Raw genomic sequence first — 19,020 nt, 5'->3', positions numbered from 1 at the left:
TGGCGGGGGGGGCGGGGGGGGGGGGTCTTGGGGGGGGGCTCTCTTTTTTGTGGGGGGGGGGGCCCGCGCGGGGGGGCCCCCCCCCCCGCCCCCGGAACCCGCGCGCGCACGAAAGGCATGGGACAGGGGGCGCTGACCAGCACTTTCGACGCAAGGGGTGCAGCCGCGACATGGAAACAACCGATCCACCCGCCTCCCTCCTGTGCAGGGAGGTCAAAGACCGCAGGGGCCGCGTGTACCGGGTCGGCGAGAGTGCCGCCGACATCCTGGGCCACGGTCGCGTCTGGATGGTCGTCCTGCCCTGGCTGGGCATGACGGGCATCGCCTGTGCCGGGTACGCCTTCCTCACCGCGCGGGGCGGTCTCCGTGACGCCCACCAGTGGGGCGGGGAGCTGTTCCGCCCTGCGGGCCTGTGGGCGCTATGCCAGACGGCCGTCGCCCTGCCGGCCGGGCTGCTGCGGGAGAGCCGCCGGCTGACCGCCCGCACGGCCGTACTGACCGGCGCGTTCGGCACCCTCCTCGGGTACCTCTCGCTCGCCTTCGCGGCCGGCCTCCCGCTCGTCCGCCTGGGTTTCGCCGTGGTCGGCGGCGTGAGCGCGGGGCTGGTCCACTCGACCTGCCTGACCCTGCCCGGCAAGTGGTACCCCGAGCGCCGGGGCGGCCCGACGGGGTTCGTCGCGAGCGGCCTGGCCTTCGGTGCCGTACCTCTCCTCCCCGTCCTCGGCTCCGGGGCCGGCCGGGCGGACCACCGGTTCCTGCTCGCCGCGACGGGGGCGGGAGTGTGTCTCGTGGTGGCGTCGGCCGGCTGGTTCTTCCGCGACCCGCCGAAGAACTGGTGGCCGCCGCACATCGACCCGCTCCGGGTGCCCGCCGGTCCCGTCGCCCGGCGGACGCGGGAGAGGAACCCGCCCGCCGTGCGCCAGTTCGGCACCTGGCAGGCCGCCCGCACTCCGGCGCTGTGGCTCATGTGCCTGTGTGTGCTGGGCACGGCCGGCGCCGCCGTCCTCGGGTGCCGCTGGCTGGTGCCGTTGGCCCGGGAGGCGGGGTTTACCGGCCACACCGTGCGGACCGCGGCGGCCCTGGCGCTCACGGCCGGGGCCGGGCTGGGGGCGGTCGGCGTGCTCTCCGACCGCGTCGGGCGGCGCGCCACCCTGACCGGGGCCTGTCTGGTGCTGGGCGGCGCGCAGTTCGGGCTGCTGGCCGCGGCCGGGACCGGCAGCGTCCCGCTGTTCCTCGGCTCGGCGGGCGCCGCCGGACTGGCCGGCGGCGCGGTGCCGGCGCTCGTCGCCGCGCTGGCCGCGGACCACTTCGGTGAGAACCACAGCGCCGGCGCCTACGGGCTGGTGGCCGGTTCCGCGGCGCTCGCCGTGCTCGCCGGCCTCGGCGCCGCCGCCGGCGATCCCGGCGGCCGGGCTGCCCACGGCGCCTTCGTCCTGGCGGGCTGCACCGGGCTCGCCTGCGCCGTACCTGCGCTCTTCCTCACGGCTCCGGGCCGACCCCGTGCCCGGCGCATCGTGCCCAATCCGCACCCCCTCGGCGAGGAGATGGCCTGACATGACGGCAGATCCCACGACAGCAAGGAACACTCCGGCCGGACCGGACACGCCGAACCGCTCGTACCGCGAGGTGACCGACGCGCGGGGCCGGATCTACCGCGTCGGCGAGACGGACCGGGACATCCTCGGCCACTCCCGCAAGCTCATGGTGTATCTCCCCTGGGTCTCCATGATGGCCATCAGCGTCTCGGAGTACGCCTACGGCTCCGCCGAGGACACCCTGTCGGCGGCGCATGGCTGGACCCAGAGCAACACCTTCTGGATCCTGAGCGTCTGGGTCTTCTTCCAGGCGGGCATCGCCTTCCCGGCCGGCTGGCTGCGCGAGCGGGGCCTGCTGACGGCGCGCCGGGCGATGTACACGGGCGCCGTGATGTGTCTGCTGGGCTTCCTGGCCCTGTCCCACCTCGACAACGTGCCGGCGGCCGTACTGGGGTTCGGTGTGGTCGGCGGGGTCGGCTCGGGGCTGATCTACGCGACCTGCTTCAACATGGTCGGCAAGTGGTTCCCGGAGCGGCGCGGCGCCAGGACCGGCTTCGTCAACGGGGGCTTCGCCTACGGCTCGCTGCCCTTCATCTTCATCTTCAACTACGTCTTCGACACCGGGAACTACTCCGAGGTACTCGATCTGATCGGCGTCTACGTCCTGATCGCGGTCGCGGTCTGCGCGTACTTCTTCAAGGACCCGCCGAAGAACTGGTGGCCGGCCGACGTCGACCCGCTGTCGTACTCCGGGAACGGCAGGAGTGCCGCCCTCCTGGCGAAGAATCCCCCGGCGGTACGTCAGTACACGCCCAAGGAGGCCATCAGGACCGGCATGCTCCCGCTGATGTGGGTCACGATCGTCATGACCGCCGGCGTGTCGATCTTCGGTATCTCGTTCCAGGTCGACTACGCCAAGGACGTCGGCTTCGGCCCGCTGGTCGCGGCCTCCTCGATGGGCGTCATGGCCGTCATCAACGGCGTCGGCCGGGCGGTGGTCGGCTGGCTGTCCGATCTGTGGGGACGCAAGTCGACGCTCGTGTTCGTCATCGTGCTCCTCGGACTCGCCCAGTTCGGCGTCATCTGGGCCGGTGACATCAAGAACGAGTGGCTGTTCCTGTTCTTCGCCTTCCTCTCCGGCTTCGGCGGCGGCGCGTTCTACCCGATGTTCGCCGCGCTGACCCCGGACTACTTCGGCGAGAACTACAACGCCACCAACTACGGTCTGGTGTACAGCGGCAAGCTGATCAGCGGTCTGTTCGGCGGCGGTCTCGGCTCGATGGTGGTCGGCGCCTGGGGCTACGACGGCGCCTACGCCCTGGCCGGCGGCGTGTCGATGGTGGCGGCGGTGCTCGCCCTGCTGCTGCGCCGGCCGGGCCAGGCGGACGGAAGGCCGGTACCGGGGGCGGGGGCGGGGCCGGTCTCCTGACGGCCCGGCCGGACTCCGCGCGCGCCCTGCCCGCCCCGCCGTTCCCCCTGCGCGGCCCGCCGGCCGGTCACCGGAGGGGGAACGGCTGCGCGCCGGTGCGCGGCGGGCGGCGCTCAGGTCGCGTTGCGCTCGTGGTACGACCGCCGGGTGTGCTCGGTGTGCTCGCGCATCGAGCGGGTCGCACGCTGCTCGTCGCGGTCGGTGATCGCGGTGATCAGCTCGCGGTGTTCGATCCAGGACTGGCGGCCCCGCTGGTGGGCCACCGGCGTGTAGTACCAGCGCACGCGACGGTCGACCTGGGCCGCCAGCTGGGCGAGGACGGTGTTGCCGGCCAGCTCCATCACCTTGGCGTGGAAGGCCGCGTTGAGGGCGACCGCGCGGTCCACGTCCTCGGCGGCGACCGCCTTCTCGCCCTCGGCGCACAGCTCCTCGAGGACGGCGACGCCGGCGCTGTCCGCGTGTGCCGCGGCCAGCCGGGCCGCCTCCGCCTCCAGCAGGGTGCGGACCGTGAGGAGCTGGTCGGCCTCCTCCTCGGTCGGCTCGTGCACGAACGCGCCCTGCGCGGGCCGCAGATCCACCCAGCCCTCGGTGTTGAGCCGCTGCAGGGCCTCGCGCACGGGCTGCCGGGAGACGCCGAGGTGCCCGGCGAGTTCGCTCTCCACGAGGTGCTGCCCGGGCTGGAGGGCGCGGGTGGTGATGAGTTCCAGCAGCGCCTCGTACACGCGCTCGCGCAGCGGGCCGGGCCGTTCCAGCCTGGGCACCGCCCCCTGCGGCAGTCCGGTCGACAACATCGCGGGTTCCTCCTGGGCACGTCTGAACGCGTGGGCGCTGGAGGCTCAGTATCGATTGTTTTTCGTCTACAGTCTACGGTGCACAGGATCCGCCCCAGGGGCGCGCAGAAGCCCGGGGCTCTCGTGGGAGTCCGCGGCCGAGCGCCGTGGACCGCCCGGAGCGCCTGGAGGGCCTCAGGGGCAGCGCACGACCTGCCCGGCGTACGACAGGTTGCCGCCGAATCCGAACAGCAGCACCTGGTCGCCGGTGCTGAGCGCTCCCTGTTCCAGAAGCTTGGAGAAGGCGAGCGGGACGCTGGCGGCCGAGGTGTTGCCGGACTCGGCGACATCGCGGGCGATCACCGCGTTGACGGCGCCGATCTTCCCGGCCAGCGGCTCGATGATCCGCAGGTTGGCCTGGTGCAGGACGACCCCGGCGAGTTCCTCGGGTGCCACCCCGGCCTTCTCACAGGCCCGGCGGGCGATGGCCGGCAGCCGGGTGGTGGCCCAGCGGTAGACGCTCTGCCCCTCCTGGGCGAACCGCGGCGGGGTGCCCTCGATCCGCACCGCGTGCCCCATCTCCGGCACCGATCCCCACAGCACCGGCCCGATGCCGGGCTCCTCCCCCGGGCGGGACGCCTCGACCACGGCGGCCCCGGCACCGTCGCCGACGAGGACGCAGGTGCTGCGGTCGGTCCAGTCGGTGACGTCGGACATCTTGTCGGCCCCGATGACCAGCGCGCGGGTGGCCGCGCCGGCCCGGAGGGTGTGGTCGGCCGTCGCGAGCGCGTGGGTGAAGCCGGCGCAGACCACGTTGACGTCCATCGCGGCGGGCTGCGGGATGCCGAGCCGGGCCGCGACCCGGGCGGCGGTGTTCGGGGAGCGGTCGACGGCGGTGGAGGTGGCGACGAGGACCAGGTCGATGTCGCCGGGGGTCAGGCCGGCCGCGGCGAGGGCCTTGGCCGCCGCGTGCGCGGCCAGTTCGTCGACGGGTTCGTCGGGGCCGGCGATGTGCCGGGTCCGGATGCCCACCCGGCTGCGGATCCACTCGTCACTGGTGTCGACCATGCCCGCCAGGTCGTCGTTGGTGAGCACCTGGGCGGGCTGGTAGTGACCGATGGCGGTGATGCGCGAGCCGTTCATGCCGGGGATCCCGTCGTTGGCGGTGGGTGGCGGACCCACCAGTCTGGTCAGTGACCGGCGGGTACGGCGGCAGGTGAAGTCACAGGAATCGCGCGCCGCGGTTGTCGGCTCCGGTCAGGCCCTCGGACGTCCGAGCATCGGTGGCCGTCGCGGACTTTCGTCGGCACCCTTGTCGGCCCTTTCTCCATACTGTAGACAATATTTCGTCGACAGGATTCAGCCGGGCGTCTTCCGGCTCCTGCCCACCTCCGCGGTATCCCTCAAACCGAACGGAGTGTCCCCGTGAAAGTCGCAGTCCTCGGTGCCGGTGCCATCGGCGCCTACGTCGGTGCCGCGCTCCACCGCGCGGGCGCCGACGTGCACCTCGTCGCCCGTGGACCGCATCTCGCGGCCATGCGGCGGCACGGCGTCCGCGTGCTCAGCCCCCGCGGCGACTTCACCGCGCACGCCCACGCCACCGACGACCCGGCCGAGATCGGTCCGGTGGACCACGTCTTCCTGGGCCTGAAGGCCACCGCGTACGCGGCGTGCGGGCCGCTGATCGCACCACTGCTGCACGAGCGCACCACGGTGGTGGCCGCGCAGAACGGCATCCCCTGGTGGTACTTCCACCGGCACGGCGGCCCCTACGACGGCCGCCGCCTGGAAAGCGTCGACCCCGCCGGCGCCGTCAGCGCGGTGCTCGCCCCCGAGCGGGCCGTCGGCTGCGTCGTCTACGCGGCCACGGAACTGGAGGCCCCCGGCGTGGTGCGGCACGTGGAGGGCACCCGGTTCTCCCTCGGCGAGCCCGGCCGCGGCGTCTCGGCGCGCTGCCTGGAGCTGAGCGGGGCGATGCGGGCCGGCGGGCTGAAGTGCCCCGTCGAGCCGGACCTGCGCAACGACATCTGGCTCAAGCTGCTCGGGAACATCTCCTTCAACCCGATCAGCGCCCTGGCCCGGGCCACCATGCGGCAGATGTGCCGGCACGGCGGCACCCGCCGGGTCATCGAGACGATGATGCGCGAGACGCTCTGCGTCGCCGAGGCCCTCGGCTGCGAGGTCGGCGTCTCCATCGAACGCCGGCTCGCCGGTGCGGAACGCGTCGGCGACCACCGCACCTCCACCCTCCAGGACCTGGAGCGCGGCAAGCCGCTGGAGCTGGACGTACTGCTCGCCGCCGTCGTCGAACTCGCGGAGATCACCGGCGTGGAGGTGCCCACCCTGCGCACCGTGCACGCCATCTCGGACCTGCTCGCGCTGAGGAGCGCCGCATGAGGAACCGGCAGCCCAGGACCTACACCCGGCTCACCCACCCCCTGGTGCGCGACCGGCGCGACGAGCCGTTCCGGAAGGCGGGCTGGGAGGAGGCACTGGACCGGGCGGCCCGGGGCCTCGACCGCAACCGGGACGCGTTCGGGATGTTCTCCTGCGCCCGCGCCACCAACGAGATGAACTACGTGGCACAGAAGTTCGCCCGGGTGGTGATGGGCACCAACAACGTCGACTCCTGCAACCGGACCTGCCACGCGCCCAGCGTCGCGGGGCTGTCGGCCGCGTTCGGCTCCGGCGGCGGCACCTCGTCGTACGAGGAGGTCGAGCACACCGACGTCATCGTGATGTGGGGCTCCAACGCCCGTTTCGCGCACCCGATCTTCTTCCAGCACGTGCTGAAGGGGATCCACGGCGGCGCCCGGATGTACGCCGTCGACCCCCGGCGGACGTCCACCGCCGAGTGGGCCGAGAGCTGGCTCGGGCTGAACGTCGGCACCGACATCCCGATGGCACACGCGGTCGGCCGGGAGATCATCCGCGCCGGACTGGTGAACGAGGCGTTCGTCGGGCGGGCGACCACCGGATTCGAGGAGTACCGCAAGCTGGTCGAGCCGTGGACCCCGTCCCTCGCCGAGAAGGTGACCGGGGTGCCCGCGCGTGCCATCAGGGAGCTGGCGCACGCCTACGCCCGCGCCGAGCGCGCCCAGCTGTGCTGGACCCTCGGCATCACCGAGCACCACAACGGCACCGACAACGTCCGCGCACTGGTCAACCTGTCGCTGCTCACCGGCCACGTCGGCCGCTACGGCTCCGGGCTCCAGCCGCTGCGCGGGCAGAACAACGTCCAGGGCGGCGGTGACATGGGGGCCATCCCCAACCGGCTGCCCGGCTTCCAGGACATCCTCGACCCGGACGTGCGGCTGAAGTTCGGGGCGGCCTGGGACACCGTCATCCGGCCGCACTACGGGCTGACCCTGACCGAGATGTTCGAGGCGATGGAGGACGGCTCGCTCAGGGCCGTGTACTGCATCGGGGAGAACCCGGCCCAGTCGGAGGCGGACAGCGAGCAGGCCGTACGACGCCTGACGGCAATGGACTTCCTCGTCGTCCAGGACATCTTCCTCACCAGGACCGCCGAGTTGGCGGACGTCGTCCTGCCCGCCACCGCCGGCTGGGCGGAGACCGAGGGCACCACCACCAACAGCGAGCGCCGCGTGCAGCGGGTACGGCGGGCCGTCACCCCGCCCGGTGAGGCCCGCGAGGACATCGACATCATCTGCGCACTGGCCGCCCGGCTGGGCCACGACTGGAAGTACGCCGACGCCGAGGCCGTGTGGAACGAGCTGCGGTCGGTGTCACCGGACCACTACGGGATGACGTACCGCCGGCTGGAGGAGCACCAGGGCATCCAGTGGCCGTGCCCGGACACCGGCCGGCTCGAACCGTCCTTCCTGCACGGCCGGCTGTGGGAGAAGGACCCCGCGAGGCGTGGCAGGCCGGCACCGTTCGGGCTGGTCCAGCACGACCCGCCGGTGGACCTCACCGACGAGGAGTACCCGCTCCGGCTCACCACCGGGCGGCGCCTGGACTCCTACAACACCGGTGTGCAGAGCGGCGGTTTCGCCTCTCCCCTGCGGCGCGGCGAGTACGTCGAACTGTGCCCGGAGGACGCCGAGCGGTACGGCGTCGTGGTCGGTGAGGAGGTCCGGGTGTCCTCGCGGCGCGGGTCCGTTCTCGCCCCGGTGTGGATCGACACCGCCCTGCGGCCGGGCCTGGCCTTCATGACCATGCACTTTCCCGACGAGGTGGACACCAACCAGCTGACCATCGAGGCGAACTGCCCGATCGCGGGGACGGCGGAGTTCAAGGCGTCGGCCATCAGGATCGAGAAACTGCCCGCAGTGACCTACGTGAGGTGAGTCCCAGTGGACCTGCGCTTCGGCGACAGCGAACCGACCGACGAGGAACGCGCCGCCGTCGACGCGCTGCTCGGCCCCCCGGAGTCCGCCTGGGAGGGCGCCGACCGCACCGAGGCCGACCTGCGGTGGGCGCGCGGCGGGCGGGCGGCCCGTGACCGGCGCGATCTGCTGCTGCCGGGGCTGCACGCCCTCAACGACCGCGTCGGCTGGATCAGCGAGGGCGGCCTGGACTACCTGTGCCGGCGGCTGACCGTACCGCCCGCCGAGGCGTACGGCGTGGCCACGTTCTACGCGATGTTCTCGGTGCGCCCGCGCCCCGCGACCGTGCTGCACGTCTGCACGGACCTGGCCTGCACGGCCGCCGGGGCGGGCGAACTGTGCGCCGGGATCGAGGCGCGGCTCGGCCCGGGCGGCGCGGTCGGCGTCGAGCGCGCCCCCTGTCTGGGCCTGTGCGAACGCGCCCCGGCGGCCCTGGCGATCCGGTCGGGCGACCCGGTGCGTACGGCCGTGGCGGCACCGGCGACCGTCGAGGCCGCCGTCCTCGCGGCGAGCGCCCCGGACACGGCGCCCGAGGAACCGCCGGCGGTGGCGGCGGTGCCGCAGGCGGGCGATCCGTCGCTGGTCCTGCTGCGCAGGGTCGGGACGGTCGATCCGTCCTCGCTGGACGACTACCGCGCGCACGGCGGCTACACGGCCCTGCGCCGGGCCTTCGAGCTGGGCCCGGCCGGGGTCGTCCGGGAGGTCACCGAGTCGGGACTGGTCGGGCGGGGCGGGGCGGCCTTCCCGACCGGCCGCAAGTGGCAGGCCACGGCGTCGCAGCCGGACCGGCCGCACTATCTGGTGTGCAACGCCGACGAGTCCGAGCCGGGCACCTTCAAGGACCGGGTGCTGATGGAGGGCGACCCGTTCGCGCTGGTGGAGGCGATCACGATCGCCTCGTACGCGATATCGGCGCACCGGGCCCTCGTCTACGTACGCGGTGAGTACCCGCGGGCGGTGCACCGGCTGCGGCACGCGATCGGCCAGGCGCGGGCCCGCGGTCTGCTCGGCGACGACATCCTCGGGCAGGGCCACCGCCTGGACATCGAGATCCGGCGCGGGGCGGGGGCGTACATCTGCGGCGAGGAGACGGCCCTGTTCAACTCCATCGAGGGCTACCGGGGCGAGCCCCGCTCCAAGCCGCCGTTCCCGGTGGAGAAGGGCCTGTTCGGCAGGCCCACGGCCGAGAACAACGTGGAGACGCTGGTCAACGTGCTCCCGATCCTGACGAAGGGAGCCGCCGCCTACGCGGCGACCGGCACCGGGCACTCCACCGGCACCAAGCTGTTCTGCGTGTCGGGCAGCGTGGCCCGGCCCGGCGTGTACGAGCTGCCGTTCGGCGCGACGCTCGGCGAGCTGCTGGCACTGGCCGGGGTACGGGACCGGTTGCGGGCGGTGCTGCTGGGCGGTGCCGCGGGCGGCTTCGTACGGCCCGACGAACTCGGCATCCCGCTCACCTTCGAGGGGACGCGCGAGGCCGGGACGACGCTCGGCTCCGGTGTGGTCATGGCGTTCGACGACACGGTGCCGCTGCCGCGGCTGCTGCTGCGCATCGCGGAGTTCTTCCGTGACGAGTCCTGCGGGCAGTGCGTGCCGTGCCGGGTCGGGACGGTCCGGCAGCAGGAGGCGCTGGCCCGGATCGCGGAGCGCACCGGAGCCGCGGCCGCCGACGACATCGCCCTGCTGCGCGACGTGGGCCGGGCGATGCGGGACGCCTCGATCTGCGGTCTGGGGCAGACCGCGTGGAACGCCGTGGAATCCGCCATCGACCGTCTGGGGGCGTACACATGACCGTCACACCGCTGGGGATCCCGCGCCGGCTGCTGGAGTTCACCATCGACGGCGAACCGGTCCGGGCGCCGGAGGATTCGACCGTCCTGGAGGCGTGCCGGGCGGCGGGGAAGGATATCCCGACCCTGTGCGAGGGCGACACGCTCCGGCCGAAGAACGCCTGCCGGGTGTGCGTGGTGGAGGTGGCGGGCTCGCGGACCCTCGTGCCGGCCTGCTCCCGCAGGGCCGAGCCCGGCATGGAGGTGCGGACGGACACGGAGCGGACCCGGCACAGCCGCAAGCTCGTGCTGGAACTGCTGGCCTCCTCGGTCGACCTGTCGACGACCCCGCGGGCCGCCGGATGGATCGAGGAGTACGAGGCGAACCCGGACCGTTTCGGCGCCGGCGCGGCCCGGCTGAACGACGATCCGAAGGTCGACAACGAGCTGTACGTGCGCGACTACGGCAAGTGCATCCTGTGCTACAAGTGCGTCGACGCCTGCGGCGAACAGTGGCAGAACAGCTTCGCGATCTCGGTCGCGGGGCGCGGCTTCGAGGCGCGGATCGCCGTGGAGCACGACGCGCCGCTGACCGACTCGGCCTGCGTGTACTGCGGGAACTGCATCGAGGTGTGCCCGACGGGGGCGCTGTCGTTCAAGTCGGAGTTCGACATGCGGGCGGCGGGTACCTGGGACGAGTCACGGCAGACGGAGACGACCACCGTGTGCGCCTACTGCGGGGTGGGCTGCAATCTCACGCTCCATGTGCAGGACAATGAGATCGTGAAGGTCACCTCGCCGCACGACAATCCGGTGACCCACGGCAACCTCTGCATCAAGGGCCGTTTCGGCTACCAGCACGTACAGAACCGGGGCTGATCAGAACATGGGACGAGTCACGGAACGACGCAAGGTCCTGCGCATCCGGGACGGGGTGGTCTCCACCCGGCCGGACACGCTCGTCGCCGAGGAACCCCTGGAGATCCGGCTGAACGGCAGGCCGCTCGCGATCACCATGCGCACCCCGGGGGACGACTTCGCGCTGGCGGCCGGTTTCCTGGTGAGCGAGGGTGTGCTGGCCCAGGCGTCCGACCTGCGGAACATCGTCTACTGCGCGGGGGCGACGGCGGACGGTTCGAACACGTACAACGTGGTCGACGTGCAGACCGCACCGGGCGTCGCGCTGCCGGACTTCACCCTGGAACGGAACGTCTACACCTCGTCCTCGTGCGGGCTGTGCGGCAAGGCCAGCCTGGACGCCGTACGGACGACCGCGCGCTGGCCGATCGCCGACACTCCCCCGCTCCGGGTCACCCCCGAGCTGCTGGCGGACCTCCCGGTCCGGCTGCGCGCGGCCCAGCGGGTGTTCGACCGGACCGGTGGCCTGCACGCGGCGGCCCTGTTCAGCGAGGACGGGGAGCTGCTGGACACCCGGGAGGACGTGGGCCGGCACAACGCGGTCGACAAACTGGTGGGGCGCGCGCTGCAGAACGCCGCGCTGCCGCTGTCCCGGACGATCCTCATGGTCTCGGGCCGGGCCTCCTTCGAGCTGGCCCAGAAGGCGGTTATGGCGGGCATCCCGGTGCTCGCGGCCGTGTCGGCGCCGTCGTCGCTGGCGGTGGACCTGGCGGCGGAGACGGGTCTGACCCTGGTGGGCTTCCTGCGGGGCAGCTCGATGAACGTGTACGCGGGCGAGCACCGGATCGCCCTGCGGGAGGCGGCCGCCCAGGGCTGAGACGGTCCCCGCGGCACGGCGGCGGGGCCCCGGCCGGCGGGGAGCGCCCCCTGCGCCGCGGGGCCCCGCCTCAGCCCTGTGCCGTACCCGCCTCGGTCCCCGCGACGTCGGCGGACGCGGCGATCGGCGGGGAGCGGCGGCTCGCGTACCGCAGCCGGGGTTCACCTGATGCGCGGGGGTCACAGCACCGGGTCGGTGGTGGTCGTGGACGGGGGCGGGGTGCTGGTCCGAGCGGTCAGCGGGTGGCGAGGCGGACCTGGGAGGCGGTCACGACCGTACCCAGTCTCGGGAAGTCGAGCCGGACGGACGCCTCGTGCTCGGCCGCGGTGAGCGCGGCCATGGCGTCCTCGGCGAAGACGAGCTCGTAGCCGAGGTCGGCGGCGGCGCGGGCCGTGGACTCGACGCCGAGGTTGGTGGCGATGCCGCCGAACACCAGGGTGGTGATGCCGCGTTCGCGCAGCCGCGCGTCCAGACCGGTGTCCTGGAAGGCGCCGACCGTCCGCTTGACCACCTCCAGGTCGCCGTCCTGGAGCAGGCCGGCCACCAGGTGGCTGCCGGGCGGCTGCTCGGCGACGGCGGGGCGCTCGACCCGCACGAGCACGACGAGGGCACCGGCGCGGCGGAAGGCGGCCGCCAACTCTTCGGCGGTGGACAGGACTTCTGTCCCCTTGCGGGGTTCCAGGGGCAGTGCGACGACGCGGTCCATCAGGTCGACGAGGACGAGGGCGGTGCGCTGGGGATCGAGCACGGGAGCTGCGGTCATGACGGAACGTTAGCCGCCGTCAGCCGTCCGTGCCGGAAATCCGGATCAACAGGCCCGTGAACTGATCGCGTTCGGCTGCCGACAGCGGGGCGAGCAGCCGGTCGTTGGCCTCGCGGGCCGCCTTCTCGCAGCGCACGAGGAGACGGGCGCCGTCACCGGTGAGGGAGACGGCGTTCTTGCGCCGGTCCCGGGGGTCGGGGGCGCGGTCGACCAGGCCGGCGGACTGCAGGTCGTTCAGGATGCCGACCACGTCCTTGGGGTCGAGGCCGACACCGCGGCCGAGGTCGGCCTGGGCGACCGGGGCGAGGTCGCGGACGGCGGAGAGGACGACGTGGTGCCACATCTTCAGCCCCTCGGCCGCGAGGGCCTCGGCGACCAGGGCGCGTCCGCGGGCGGCGGCCCGGCCCAGGAGCCAGCTGGGCAGGGACCGGATGGCGGGCAGGGGGGCTTCGGCCATGCCCGCAGCCTATCCGAAGAATCATTGGACTTCCCAACGAACAGGCTCTACCGTTGGACCTCCCAACGAATTCATGGAATTCCCCACGATCGACGGACCGGGCGGGCCCGGCCGAGGGAGGTTTCGATGCGTCGTGTCCGGTACGAGTCCACCGGTGGTCCGCTGTTCCTGGAGGAGGTGGCCGTCCCCGAGCCCGGCCCGGGTGAACTGCTGGTGCGCTGCGCGGCCGTCGGCGTCACCCTGCCGATGGTCCGCAAGGTGACCGAGGCCGCGGAGCCGGTGCCGCTGGGCGGGGAGGTCGCGGGCGAGGTGGTGGCGGCCGGCGAGGGCGTGACCCGCTTCCGCGTCGGCGACCGGGTGACCGGGCTGTGCTTCGGTCACGGGTACGCCGAGTTCGCGGTGGTGCACGAGGCCATGGCCTCGCCGGTACCGGACGGGGCGGACGCGGTGACCGCGGTCGCGCTGGTGCGCAGCGGCCTGGTGGCGTTCGGGGCCCTGGAGGCCGCGCGGCTCGCGCCGGGAGAGTCGGTGCTCGTCACGGCGGCGGCGAGCGGCGTCGGGCATCTGGCGGTGCAGCTCGCGCGGGCGCGCGGTGCCGGGCGGGTGCTGGGGGCCGTGTCCTCCCCGGGGAAGGCGGACTTCGTCCGCTCCCTCGGCGTGGACGGCTGTGCGCGGTACGACGACGACAGCTGGGGGGAGCCCGTCGACTGTGTTCTGGACGCCGTCGGCGGCGACCTGCTCACGCCCGCCCTCGCCGCGCTCGCGCCGCACGGCCGCCTGGTCGCCTACAGTTCGGGCGGCGGCACGATCCGGGCGTACGACCTGCTGGTCGGCGCCAAGTCGGTGATCGGCTTCCAGATGGCACTGATCGCCCGCGGCCGGCCGGAGCTGTCCGAGCGGTGGCGGAAGGAGCTGTGGCGGCTGTTCGCCGAGGGCGCCCTGAAGCCCGTCGTGCACGGGGAGTTCGCCCTTCAGGACGCGGCGGCGGCACACGAGGCGATCACGGCCCGGGCCAACCTGGGCAAAGTCGTCCTGCGCCCGTGACTGCACGCTTCTTGTGAGCCGCCCTGCCCCCAACTACCGTCGATGGGACGCACGTTGGACGTGGGATGTCCGGATGTCCAGATGTCCGGCCGACGAAGGGCAGGTCGCACCGTGCCGTCAGGTCTTCGCGCCCGTCTCAGATCCGTTCTCGCCACCGCCGCCGCCATCGCGGCCGGCCTGCTCGTACCGTTCGTACCCGCTCATCCGGCGCACGCCCAACCGGCGGCCCGGGAACCGCAGTTCGAGCAGCAGGTGCTGTTCAAGGCCGCCCAGGACCCCGGGTACGCCTGCTTCCGCATCCCGGCGGTCGTCAGGACGACCGACGGCGCAGTGCTGGCCTTCGCCGAGGGGCGCGTCCTCAACTGCGGGGACGCGGCCGACATAGACATCGTGGTCAAGCGTTCCACCGACGGCGGGCGCACCTGGGGGCCGCTCCAGGTGGTCAACGAGGGCGCCGGTGACACCCACGGCAACCCCGCACCCGTCGTCGACCGCTCCACCGGCCGCGTCTGGCTCGCGGAGACCTACAACACGGGCCGTACGGACAGCGCCGGCTGCTCGGTCCCCTGCGACCGCACCCCGCATCTGCAGTACAGCGACGACGACGGCCGCACCTGGTCCCGGCCGCGCGATCTGAGCCCCGAGATCCTGCCCGCCGACTGGAACTCGTGGTACGCCACCGGGCCCGTGCACGGCATCCAGCTCACCCGCGGCCGGTACGCGGGACGCCTGGTCTTCGGCGTCAACACCGAGACCTGGGACGGCAGCAGGATCTCCGCCAACCACGCGGCCCTGATCGTCAGCGACGACCACGGCGGCCACTGGCGCACAGGCGCCACGGACACCTGGCCCATCGCCTCCGACGGCACCTTCCGGCAGAAGCCCTCCGAACTCACCCTCGCCGAGCGGGACGACGGTTCGGTCCTGGTCAGCGGCCGGGAGCAGGACGGCACCGACCTCGGGCACCGTACCCAGGCCGTCAGCCGCGACGGCGGCACCAGCTTCACCGCGCCCTTCCGCGGCCTGCCCGACCTGTACGCCCCGCAGGTGCAGGGCTCGATGCTGCGGCTGGGCGACCGCATCCTGCTCGCCTGCCCCGGCGACCCGGACCGGCGCCGCACGATGATGATCCGCTCCTCCTACGACGGCGGCCGGACGTGGGACAGCGTGGACCGCGGCACCGTCGTCACCACGGACTGGTCCGGCTACTCCGACCTGGTGCGCGCCGACTCCGCCACGATCGGCCTGCTGTACGAGGGCGGCGCGGTGGACGCCCGCGACGAGATCCGCTTCGCCCGCTTCACCGAGGACTGGCTCGCGCCGCGCCGTGGCCCCGATCCGGTCACCCCCGACCTCGCCCGGCACGCCCGCCCGGCGGCGGTGCTCGGCAACCCGCAGCGGACGGACGGCGTGTCCGGGAACGCGCTGGAGTTCGACGGCACCGGCGACGCCGTCCGGCTGCCGTACCGGGCCGGGCTGCCCCTGGGCACGAAGGACTTCACGGAGTCGCTCTGGTTCCGGTACACGGCGACGACCGGGGAGCAGCCGTTCCTCTGGATGGGCGGGATCGGCACCAGCCAGCCGCAGGTGTGGCTGCGCGGGGAGCCGGCGGCCAACCGGGTCCAGGCGCTGATCACCGCGCGGGACGGAGCCGGCGCGCCGCGGACCGTGTCCGTGCGCACGAGCGACGCCTACAACGACGGCCGGTGGCACCACGCCGTACTGCGCCGGGGCGGCGGCCGGCTGTCGCTGTCCGTCGACGGTACGGAGTCCTCGGCGGCGGACGTTCCCGGCTCGGTCAGCCGTAACTCGCCCTTCGGTGTCCACGTCGGCCAGCGCATGGACAGCCGCGCCTTCCTCACCGGTGCGCTGGACGAGGTGCGGGTGTGGGACCGGGCGCTCACCGACGAGGAGCTGGCCGACCCGGACGTGCTGCGCTCACCTGAGGACACGGTCCTGTGGCTGCCCCTGGACCGGCTGCGCGGCTGACCCCTCGGTCGTCGTCTCCCCCGGCCCCCCGGTCGTCGTCTCCCCCGACCCCCCGGACGCGTCCGTGCCCCCCTCGGACGCGTCCGCGCTCGCCTCCGGATCGCGGGCCCGGCGCTTGGCGATGACCGCGCACACCATCAGCTGCATCTGGTGGAAGAGCATCAGCGGCAGGACGGCCAGGGAGGCGTGGCCGGCGAACAGGACGCTCGCCATCGGCAGCCCGGAGGCGAGGGACTTCTTCGACCCGGCGAACTGGATGGCGATCCGGTCCTCCCGGTCGAAGCCGAGTGCCCTGGCGCCGTACCAGGTCAGGAGCAGCATCACGGCCAGCAGGACGGCCTCGACGCCGAGCAGCCCGGCCAGCCGTACGAGGCTCACCTGGTGCCAGATGCCCTGGTTCATGCCCTCGCTGAAGGCGGTGTAGACGACCAGCAGGATGGAGCCGCGGTCGACCAGGCCCAGCACCCTCTTGTGCCGGGTGACGAAGCCGCCGATCCAGCGCCGCAGCACCTGGCCGGCGAGGAACGGCACCAGCAGCTGGAGCACGATCTTCACCAGCGAGTCCGTGGAGAACCCGACCGCGTCGCCTCCCAGCAGCCCCGCCGCGAGCAGCGGGGTGAGGACGATGCCGACGAGGGAGGAGAACGACCCGGCGCAGATCGCCGCGGGCACGTTGCCGCGGGCGATCGAGGTGAACGCGATGGACGACTGGATCGTGGACGGCACCAGCGTCAGGAACAGCAGGCCCTGGTAGAGGGGCTGGGTCAGCAGGACCGGCACCAGCCCCCGCGCCGCCAGCCCGAACACCGGGAAGAGGACGAAGGTGCAGATCAGGACGGTGACATGGAGCCGCCAGTGCTTCAGTCCGTCCAGCGCCTCCCGGGTGGACAGCCGGGCGCCGTAGAGGAAGAAGAGGAAGGCGATCGCGGCCGTGGAGGCGCCCGACGTGACATCGGCCGCCGTGCCCCGGGCGGGGAGCAGCGCGGCGAGACCCACCGTCCCGAGCAGCACCACGATGTACGGGTCGATCGGCAGCCAACTCGGCCAGCGCAGGCGTTTCACAGTGCTCCGATTGCTGTCTGATTGCTGTGTGCGTCGTGCGGTCCGGGCCCGCAGGGCCCCCCTCCATCGTCCTCCTCGGGCCGCCGATCGGGAATCCCGCACACCGCTCTGACTGCCATCACGTTCCACGATCACCGACTAGGCTCGGGCGCGTGTACGAACCGACGCAGCTGCGCACCTTCCTGGCGGTCGCCCAGACACTGAGCTTCACGCAGGCCGCCCGGCGGCTGGGGCTGCGGCAGTCCACGGTGAGCCAGCATGTGCGCCGGCTGGAGGACGCGGCCGGCCGGCAGCTGTTCTCCCGGGACACCCATTCGGTGGAGCTGACCGAGGACGGCGAGGCGATGCTCGGGTTCGCCCGCCGGATCCTGGAGGTGCACGAGCAGGCGACGGCGTTCTTCACCGGCACGCGCGTGCGTGGCCGGCTGCGGTTCGGCGCCTCGGAGGACTTCGTCCTGACCCGGCTGCCGGAGATCCTGGAGGGCTTCCGCTACGACCATCCGGAGGTCGACCTGGAGCTGACCGTGGAGCTGTCCGGCACCCTGCACGAGCGGCTGGCCGCCGGCAAGCTCGACCTGGTGCTGGCCAAACGGCGCCCGGAGGATCCCCGCGGTGAGCTGGTCTGGCGCGACGACCTGGTGTGGATCGGCGCCGAGCGGCTGCGCCTGGACCCGGACCGGCCCGTACCGCTGATCGTGTACCCGCCGCCGGGCATCACCCGGGCCCGCGCGCTGGAGGTCCTGGAACGGGAGGGCCGGCCATGGCGCATCGTGTGCACGAGCGGCAGTCTCAGCGGGCTGATCGCCGCGGCCCGTGCGGGCCTCGGGGTGATGGCCCACTCCCGGCGGCTGATCCCGCCGGGCCTGTTCCGGCTGCCCGTGGCGGCGTCCGGCGGCCGGGCGGAGCCGAGAGCCCGGGGCACCACCGGCCTGCCCGACCTGGGGAAGGTCGACTTCGTCCTCGTCCACGGCCGCAACCGGGGCCCGGCCGAGGCCGCCGCGAACGCGCTGGCGGCGGCGATCCTGGCGGGCGGCGAACGGCTGCGGCGCAGCGGCTGACCGTGGCACCCCCGCCCGGCGTCCCCCGGCGCGGGGCCGTCACCGCGCCGGACGGTAGGTCAGCTGCTTCACCCGGCGCAGCAAGGGAGTCGCCTCCACGTGCTGGACGCCCTCCAGGTGCCCCAGGGGGCCGCTCAGGTAGGCGTACAGCGCGGCGGTGTCGCGGACAACGGCGGTGACGACGATGTGGGAGGGGCCCGCGGTGGCGGAGGCGAAGGCGATCTCGTCGTGGGTGGCGAGGGTCCGGCCGACGGAGTCCAGGGCGCCCGGGGACGTGGTGATCCACAGGATGGCCGCCTTGGGGTGGCCGAGGGGTCCGCAGTCGTACTCGATGTCGGTGTACACCGCGCCGGAGGCGAGCAGGGCGGACAGGCGGCGTTTGATCGCGGACTCCGAGCGGCCGGTGGCGCGCCGGAGCTCGGGGTAGGTGGCGCGGCCGTCGCGTTCGAGGGCGGCGAGCAGCGGGGCGTCCTCGGGCTCCAGGCGGGGCGGCCCGGGCTCGGGCAGGTCGGGGCGCAGGGCGGCCCTCTGCTCGTCGCTCAGGGCCCGGAACTTGGGCAGCCAGCCGACGGGGCCGCCGTAGAAGCGGTGCAGGAGCTGCTGGGCGCGGATCTCGACGACGCTCGGGGTGCGGGGCAGCTTGCCGAGCAGGAGGTCGTCGTGGTCGCCGGGGCTGCGCGGCCGCGTGATGCAGGCGATCTCGGTGCCGCCGGAGGCCAGCGCGATCCAGTAGGTGTCGGGGCGCCGGGCCAGCGCTTCGGCGATGACGGTGGCCCCGTCGGGTGCGCAGCGCAGCCGCAGCATCCACTGGTCCTCACCGAGGCGTACGGCGTCCCGGAGCACGACCACGCGGAGGCCGGCCTCGGCGCACAGGCGGCGGTAGCGGCGGGCGATGGTCTGGTCGGAGACGCCGAGGACCGCGGCGATCCGGCTGAAGGGAGCCCTGCCGTCGACCTCCAGGGCGGAGAGCAGCTGCAGGTCCAGCAGATCGAAGGTGTCGGATTCCATCCGCAGCAAGGCGTCCCCCGTCGGATTCTTGCGAACTCGGCTTCCCGTC

General features: G+C 73.2%; 16 protein-coding genes. 10 read left to right on the top strand and 6 right to left on the bottom strand.

Annotated features, from left to right (window positions below; all coding sequences use genetic code 11):
* The first annotated feature begins 170 nt into the window (after window positions 1-170).
* Both AB0B40_RS36160 and AB0B40_RS36155 read left to right on the top strand, forming a co-directional pair.
* Window positions 171-1,553, top strand: coding sequence for an MFS transporter (locus AB0B40_RS36160; RefSeq protein ID WP_362267824.1), 1,383 nt, complete (start codon window positions 171-173; stop codon window positions 1,551-1,553).
* A 1-nt stretch (window position 1,554) separates the two neighbouring features.
* Entirely contained in the window at window positions 1,555-2,964 is a 1,410-nt protein-coding gene (locus AB0B40_RS36155) for an OFA family MFS transporter (protein ID WP_362267822.1), read from the top strand.
* A 113-nt stretch (window positions 2,965-3,077) separates the two neighbouring features.
* Here the strand turns inward: AB0B40_RS36155 and AB0B40_RS36150 are convergent, their stop codons facing one another.
* Together AB0B40_RS36150 and AB0B40_RS36145 are read right to left on the bottom strand one after the other, a co-directional pair.
* Window positions 3,078-3,755 (bottom strand): GntR family transcriptional regulator, encoded by a 678-nt coding sequence (locus AB0B40_RS36150; RefSeq protein ID WP_362267821.1) that lies wholly within the window; start codon window positions 3,753-3,755, stop codon window positions 3,078-3,080.
* 174 nt (window positions 3,756-3,929) lie between these two features.
* Complete coding sequence (locus tag AB0B40_RS36145; protein WP_345052770.1) at window positions 3,930-4,877, bottom strand: beta-ketoacyl-ACP synthase III; 948 nt, start codon at window positions 4,875-4,877, stop codon at window positions 3,930-3,932.
* Between the two features lie 282 nt (window positions 4,878-5,159).
* Between AB0B40_RS36145 and AB0B40_RS36140 the strand changes: the two genes are divergently transcribed.
* Genes AB0B40_RS36140 through fdhD form a run of 5 tightly spaced genes read left to right on the top strand, consistent with a single transcriptional unit; the run spans window position 5,160 to window position 11,590 of the window.
* Window positions 5,160-6,131, top strand: a complete 972-nt coding sequence (locus tag AB0B40_RS36140; RefSeq protein ID WP_362267819.1) for a 2-dehydropantoate 2-reductase — start codon at window positions 5,160-5,162, stop codon at window positions 6,129-6,131.
* On the top strand, window positions 6,128-8,047 hold the full coding sequence (locus tag AB0B40_RS36135; RefSeq protein WP_362267817.1) for a molybdopterin-dependent oxidoreductase: 1,920 nt from the start codon (window positions 6,128-6,130) through the stop codon (window positions 8,045-8,047). Before AB0B40_RS36140 ends, AB0B40_RS36135 begins: the two co-directional genes overlap by 4 nt.
* 6 nt (window positions 8,048-8,053) lie before the next feature.
* A complete protein-coding gene (locus AB0B40_RS36130; RefSeq protein ID WP_362267816.1) occupies window positions 8,054-9,877 on the top strand; it encodes an NADH-ubiquinone oxidoreductase-F iron-sulfur binding region domain-containing protein in 1,824 nt (607 codons plus the stop codon).
* On the top strand, window positions 9,874-10,734 hold the full coding sequence (locus AB0B40_RS36125) for a 2Fe-2S iron-sulfur cluster-binding protein (RefSeq protein ID WP_362267814.1): 861 nt from the start codon (window positions 9,874-9,876) through the stop codon (window positions 10,732-10,734). Before AB0B40_RS36130 ends, AB0B40_RS36125 begins: the two co-directional genes overlap by 4 nt.
* A 7-nt stretch (window positions 10,735-10,741) precedes the next feature.
* Window positions 10,742-11,590 (top strand): formate dehydrogenase accessory sulfurtransferase FdhD, encoded by an 849-nt coding sequence (fdhD, locus tag AB0B40_RS36120; protein ID WP_345052762.1) that lies wholly within the window; start codon window positions 10,742-10,744, stop codon window positions 11,588-11,590.
* Window positions 11,591-11,825: 235 nt separating this feature from the next.
* On the opposite strand, the gene AB0B40_RS36115 is transcribed toward fdhD, so the two are convergent.
* Both AB0B40_RS36115 and AB0B40_RS36110 read right to left on the bottom strand, forming a co-directional pair.
* Window positions 11,826-12,353, bottom strand: coding sequence for an isochorismatase family protein (locus AB0B40_RS36115; protein WP_345052759.1), 528 nt, complete (start codon window positions 12,351-12,353; stop codon window positions 11,826-11,828).
* A gap of 19 nt (window positions 12,354-12,372) precedes the next feature.
* Entirely contained in the window at window positions 12,373-12,810 is a 438-nt protein-coding gene (locus AB0B40_RS36110; protein WP_345052758.1) for a MarR family winged helix-turn-helix transcriptional regulator, read from the bottom strand.
* Window positions 12,811-12,936: 126 nt separating this feature from the next.
* Here AB0B40_RS36110 and AB0B40_RS36105 point away from each other — a divergent pair, with 126 nt between their 5' ends.
* Window positions 12,937-13,854, top strand: coding sequence for a zinc-binding dehydrogenase (locus AB0B40_RS36105; RefSeq protein WP_362267811.1), 918 nt, complete (start codon window positions 12,937-12,939; stop codon window positions 13,852-13,854).
* A gap of 111 nt (window positions 13,855-13,965) precedes the next feature.
* Window positions 13,966-15,843, top strand: coding sequence for an exo-alpha-sialidase (locus AB0B40_RS36100; RefSeq protein WP_362267809.1), 1,878 nt, complete (start codon window positions 13,966-13,968; stop codon window positions 15,841-15,843).
* Here the strand turns inward: AB0B40_RS36100 and AB0B40_RS36095 are convergent.
* Window positions 15,793-16,905 carry a bile acid:sodium symporter family protein gene (locus tag AB0B40_RS36095; RefSeq protein ID WP_362267807.1) on the bottom strand — a complete coding sequence of 371 codons (1,113 nt, stop codon included), beginning with the start codon at window positions 16,903-16,905 and terminating at the stop codon, window positions 15,793-15,795. The two genes, AB0B40_RS36100 and AB0B40_RS36095, sit on opposite strands and share 51 nt — an antisense overlap.
* A gap of 152 nt (window positions 16,906-17,057) precedes the next feature.
* On the opposite strand from AB0B40_RS36095, the gene AB0B40_RS36090 reads away from it, so the two are divergent.
* Window positions 17,058-17,963 carry a LysR substrate-binding domain-containing protein gene (locus AB0B40_RS36090; protein ID WP_345052752.1) on the top strand — a complete coding sequence of 302 codons (906 nt, stop codon included), beginning with the start codon at window positions 17,058-17,060 and terminating at the stop codon, window positions 17,961-17,963.
* A 39-nt stretch (window positions 17,964-18,002) separates the two neighbouring features.
* Here AB0B40_RS36090 and AB0B40_RS36085 read toward each other — a convergent pair whose 3' ends face one another.
* A complete protein-coding gene (locus AB0B40_RS36085) occupies window positions 18,003-18,971 on the bottom strand; it encodes an AsnC family transcriptional regulator (protein ID WP_362267825.1) in 969 nt (322 codons plus the stop codon).
* Window positions 18,972-19,020: the final 49 nt, after the last annotated feature.

Source organism: Streptomyces sp. NPDC042638 (genome assembly GCF_040647235.1).
Classification (GTDB): domain Bacteria; phylum Actinomycetota; class Actinomycetes; order Streptomycetales; family Streptomycetaceae; genus Streptomyces; species Streptomyces rameus.
Note: the sequence above shows the minus strand (reverse complement) of the source record. Positions and strands in the feature narration are given on the sequence as shown.

What these genes read in the sequence shown, in the direction of transcription:
- AB0B40_RS36110 (WP_345052758.1), bottom strand. Translation starts at nt 12,810, where the DNA reads ATGGCCGAAGCCCCCCTGCCCGCCATCCGGTCCCTGCCCAGCTGGCTC.
- AB0B40_RS36155 (WP_362267822.1), top strand. Translation starts at nt 1,555, where the DNA reads ATGACGGCAGATCCCACGACAGCAAGGAACACTCCGGCCGGACCGGAC.
- AB0B40_RS36150 (WP_362267821.1), bottom strand. Translation starts at nt 3,755, where the DNA reads ATGTTGTCGACCGGACTGCCGCAGGGGGCGGTGCCCAGGCTGGAACGG.
- fdhD (WP_345052762.1), top strand. Translation starts at nt 10,742, where the DNA reads ATGGGACGAGTCACGGAACGACGCAAGGTCCTGCGCATCCGGGACGGG.
- AB0B40_RS36125 (WP_362267814.1), top strand. Translation starts at nt 9,874, where the DNA reads ATGACCGTCACACCGCTGGGGATCCCGCGCCGGCTGCTGGAGTTCACC.
- AB0B40_RS36115 (WP_345052759.1), bottom strand. Translation starts at nt 12,353, where the DNA reads ATGACCGCAGCTCCCGTGCTCGATCCCCAGCGCACCGCCCTCGTCCTC.
- AB0B40_RS36135 (WP_362267817.1), top strand. Translation starts at nt 6,128, where the DNA reads ATGAGGAACCGGCAGCCCAGGACCTACACCCGGCTCACCCACCCCCTG.
- AB0B40_RS36145 (WP_345052770.1), bottom strand. Translation starts at nt 4,877, where the DNA reads ATGAACGGCTCGCGCATCACCGCCATCGGTCACTACCAGCCCGCCCAG.
- AB0B40_RS36085 (WP_362267825.1), bottom strand. Translation starts at nt 18,971, where the DNA reads ATGGAATCCGACACCTTCGATCTGCTGGACCTGCAGCTGCTCTCCGCC.
- AB0B40_RS36160 (WP_362267824.1), top strand. Translation starts at nt 171, where the DNA reads ATGGAAACAACCGATCCACCCGCCTCCCTCCTGTGCAGGGAGGTCAAA.
- AB0B40_RS36105 (WP_362267811.1), top strand. Translation starts at nt 12,937, where the DNA reads ATGCGTCGTGTCCGGTACGAGTCCACCGGTGGTCCGCTGTTCCTGGAG.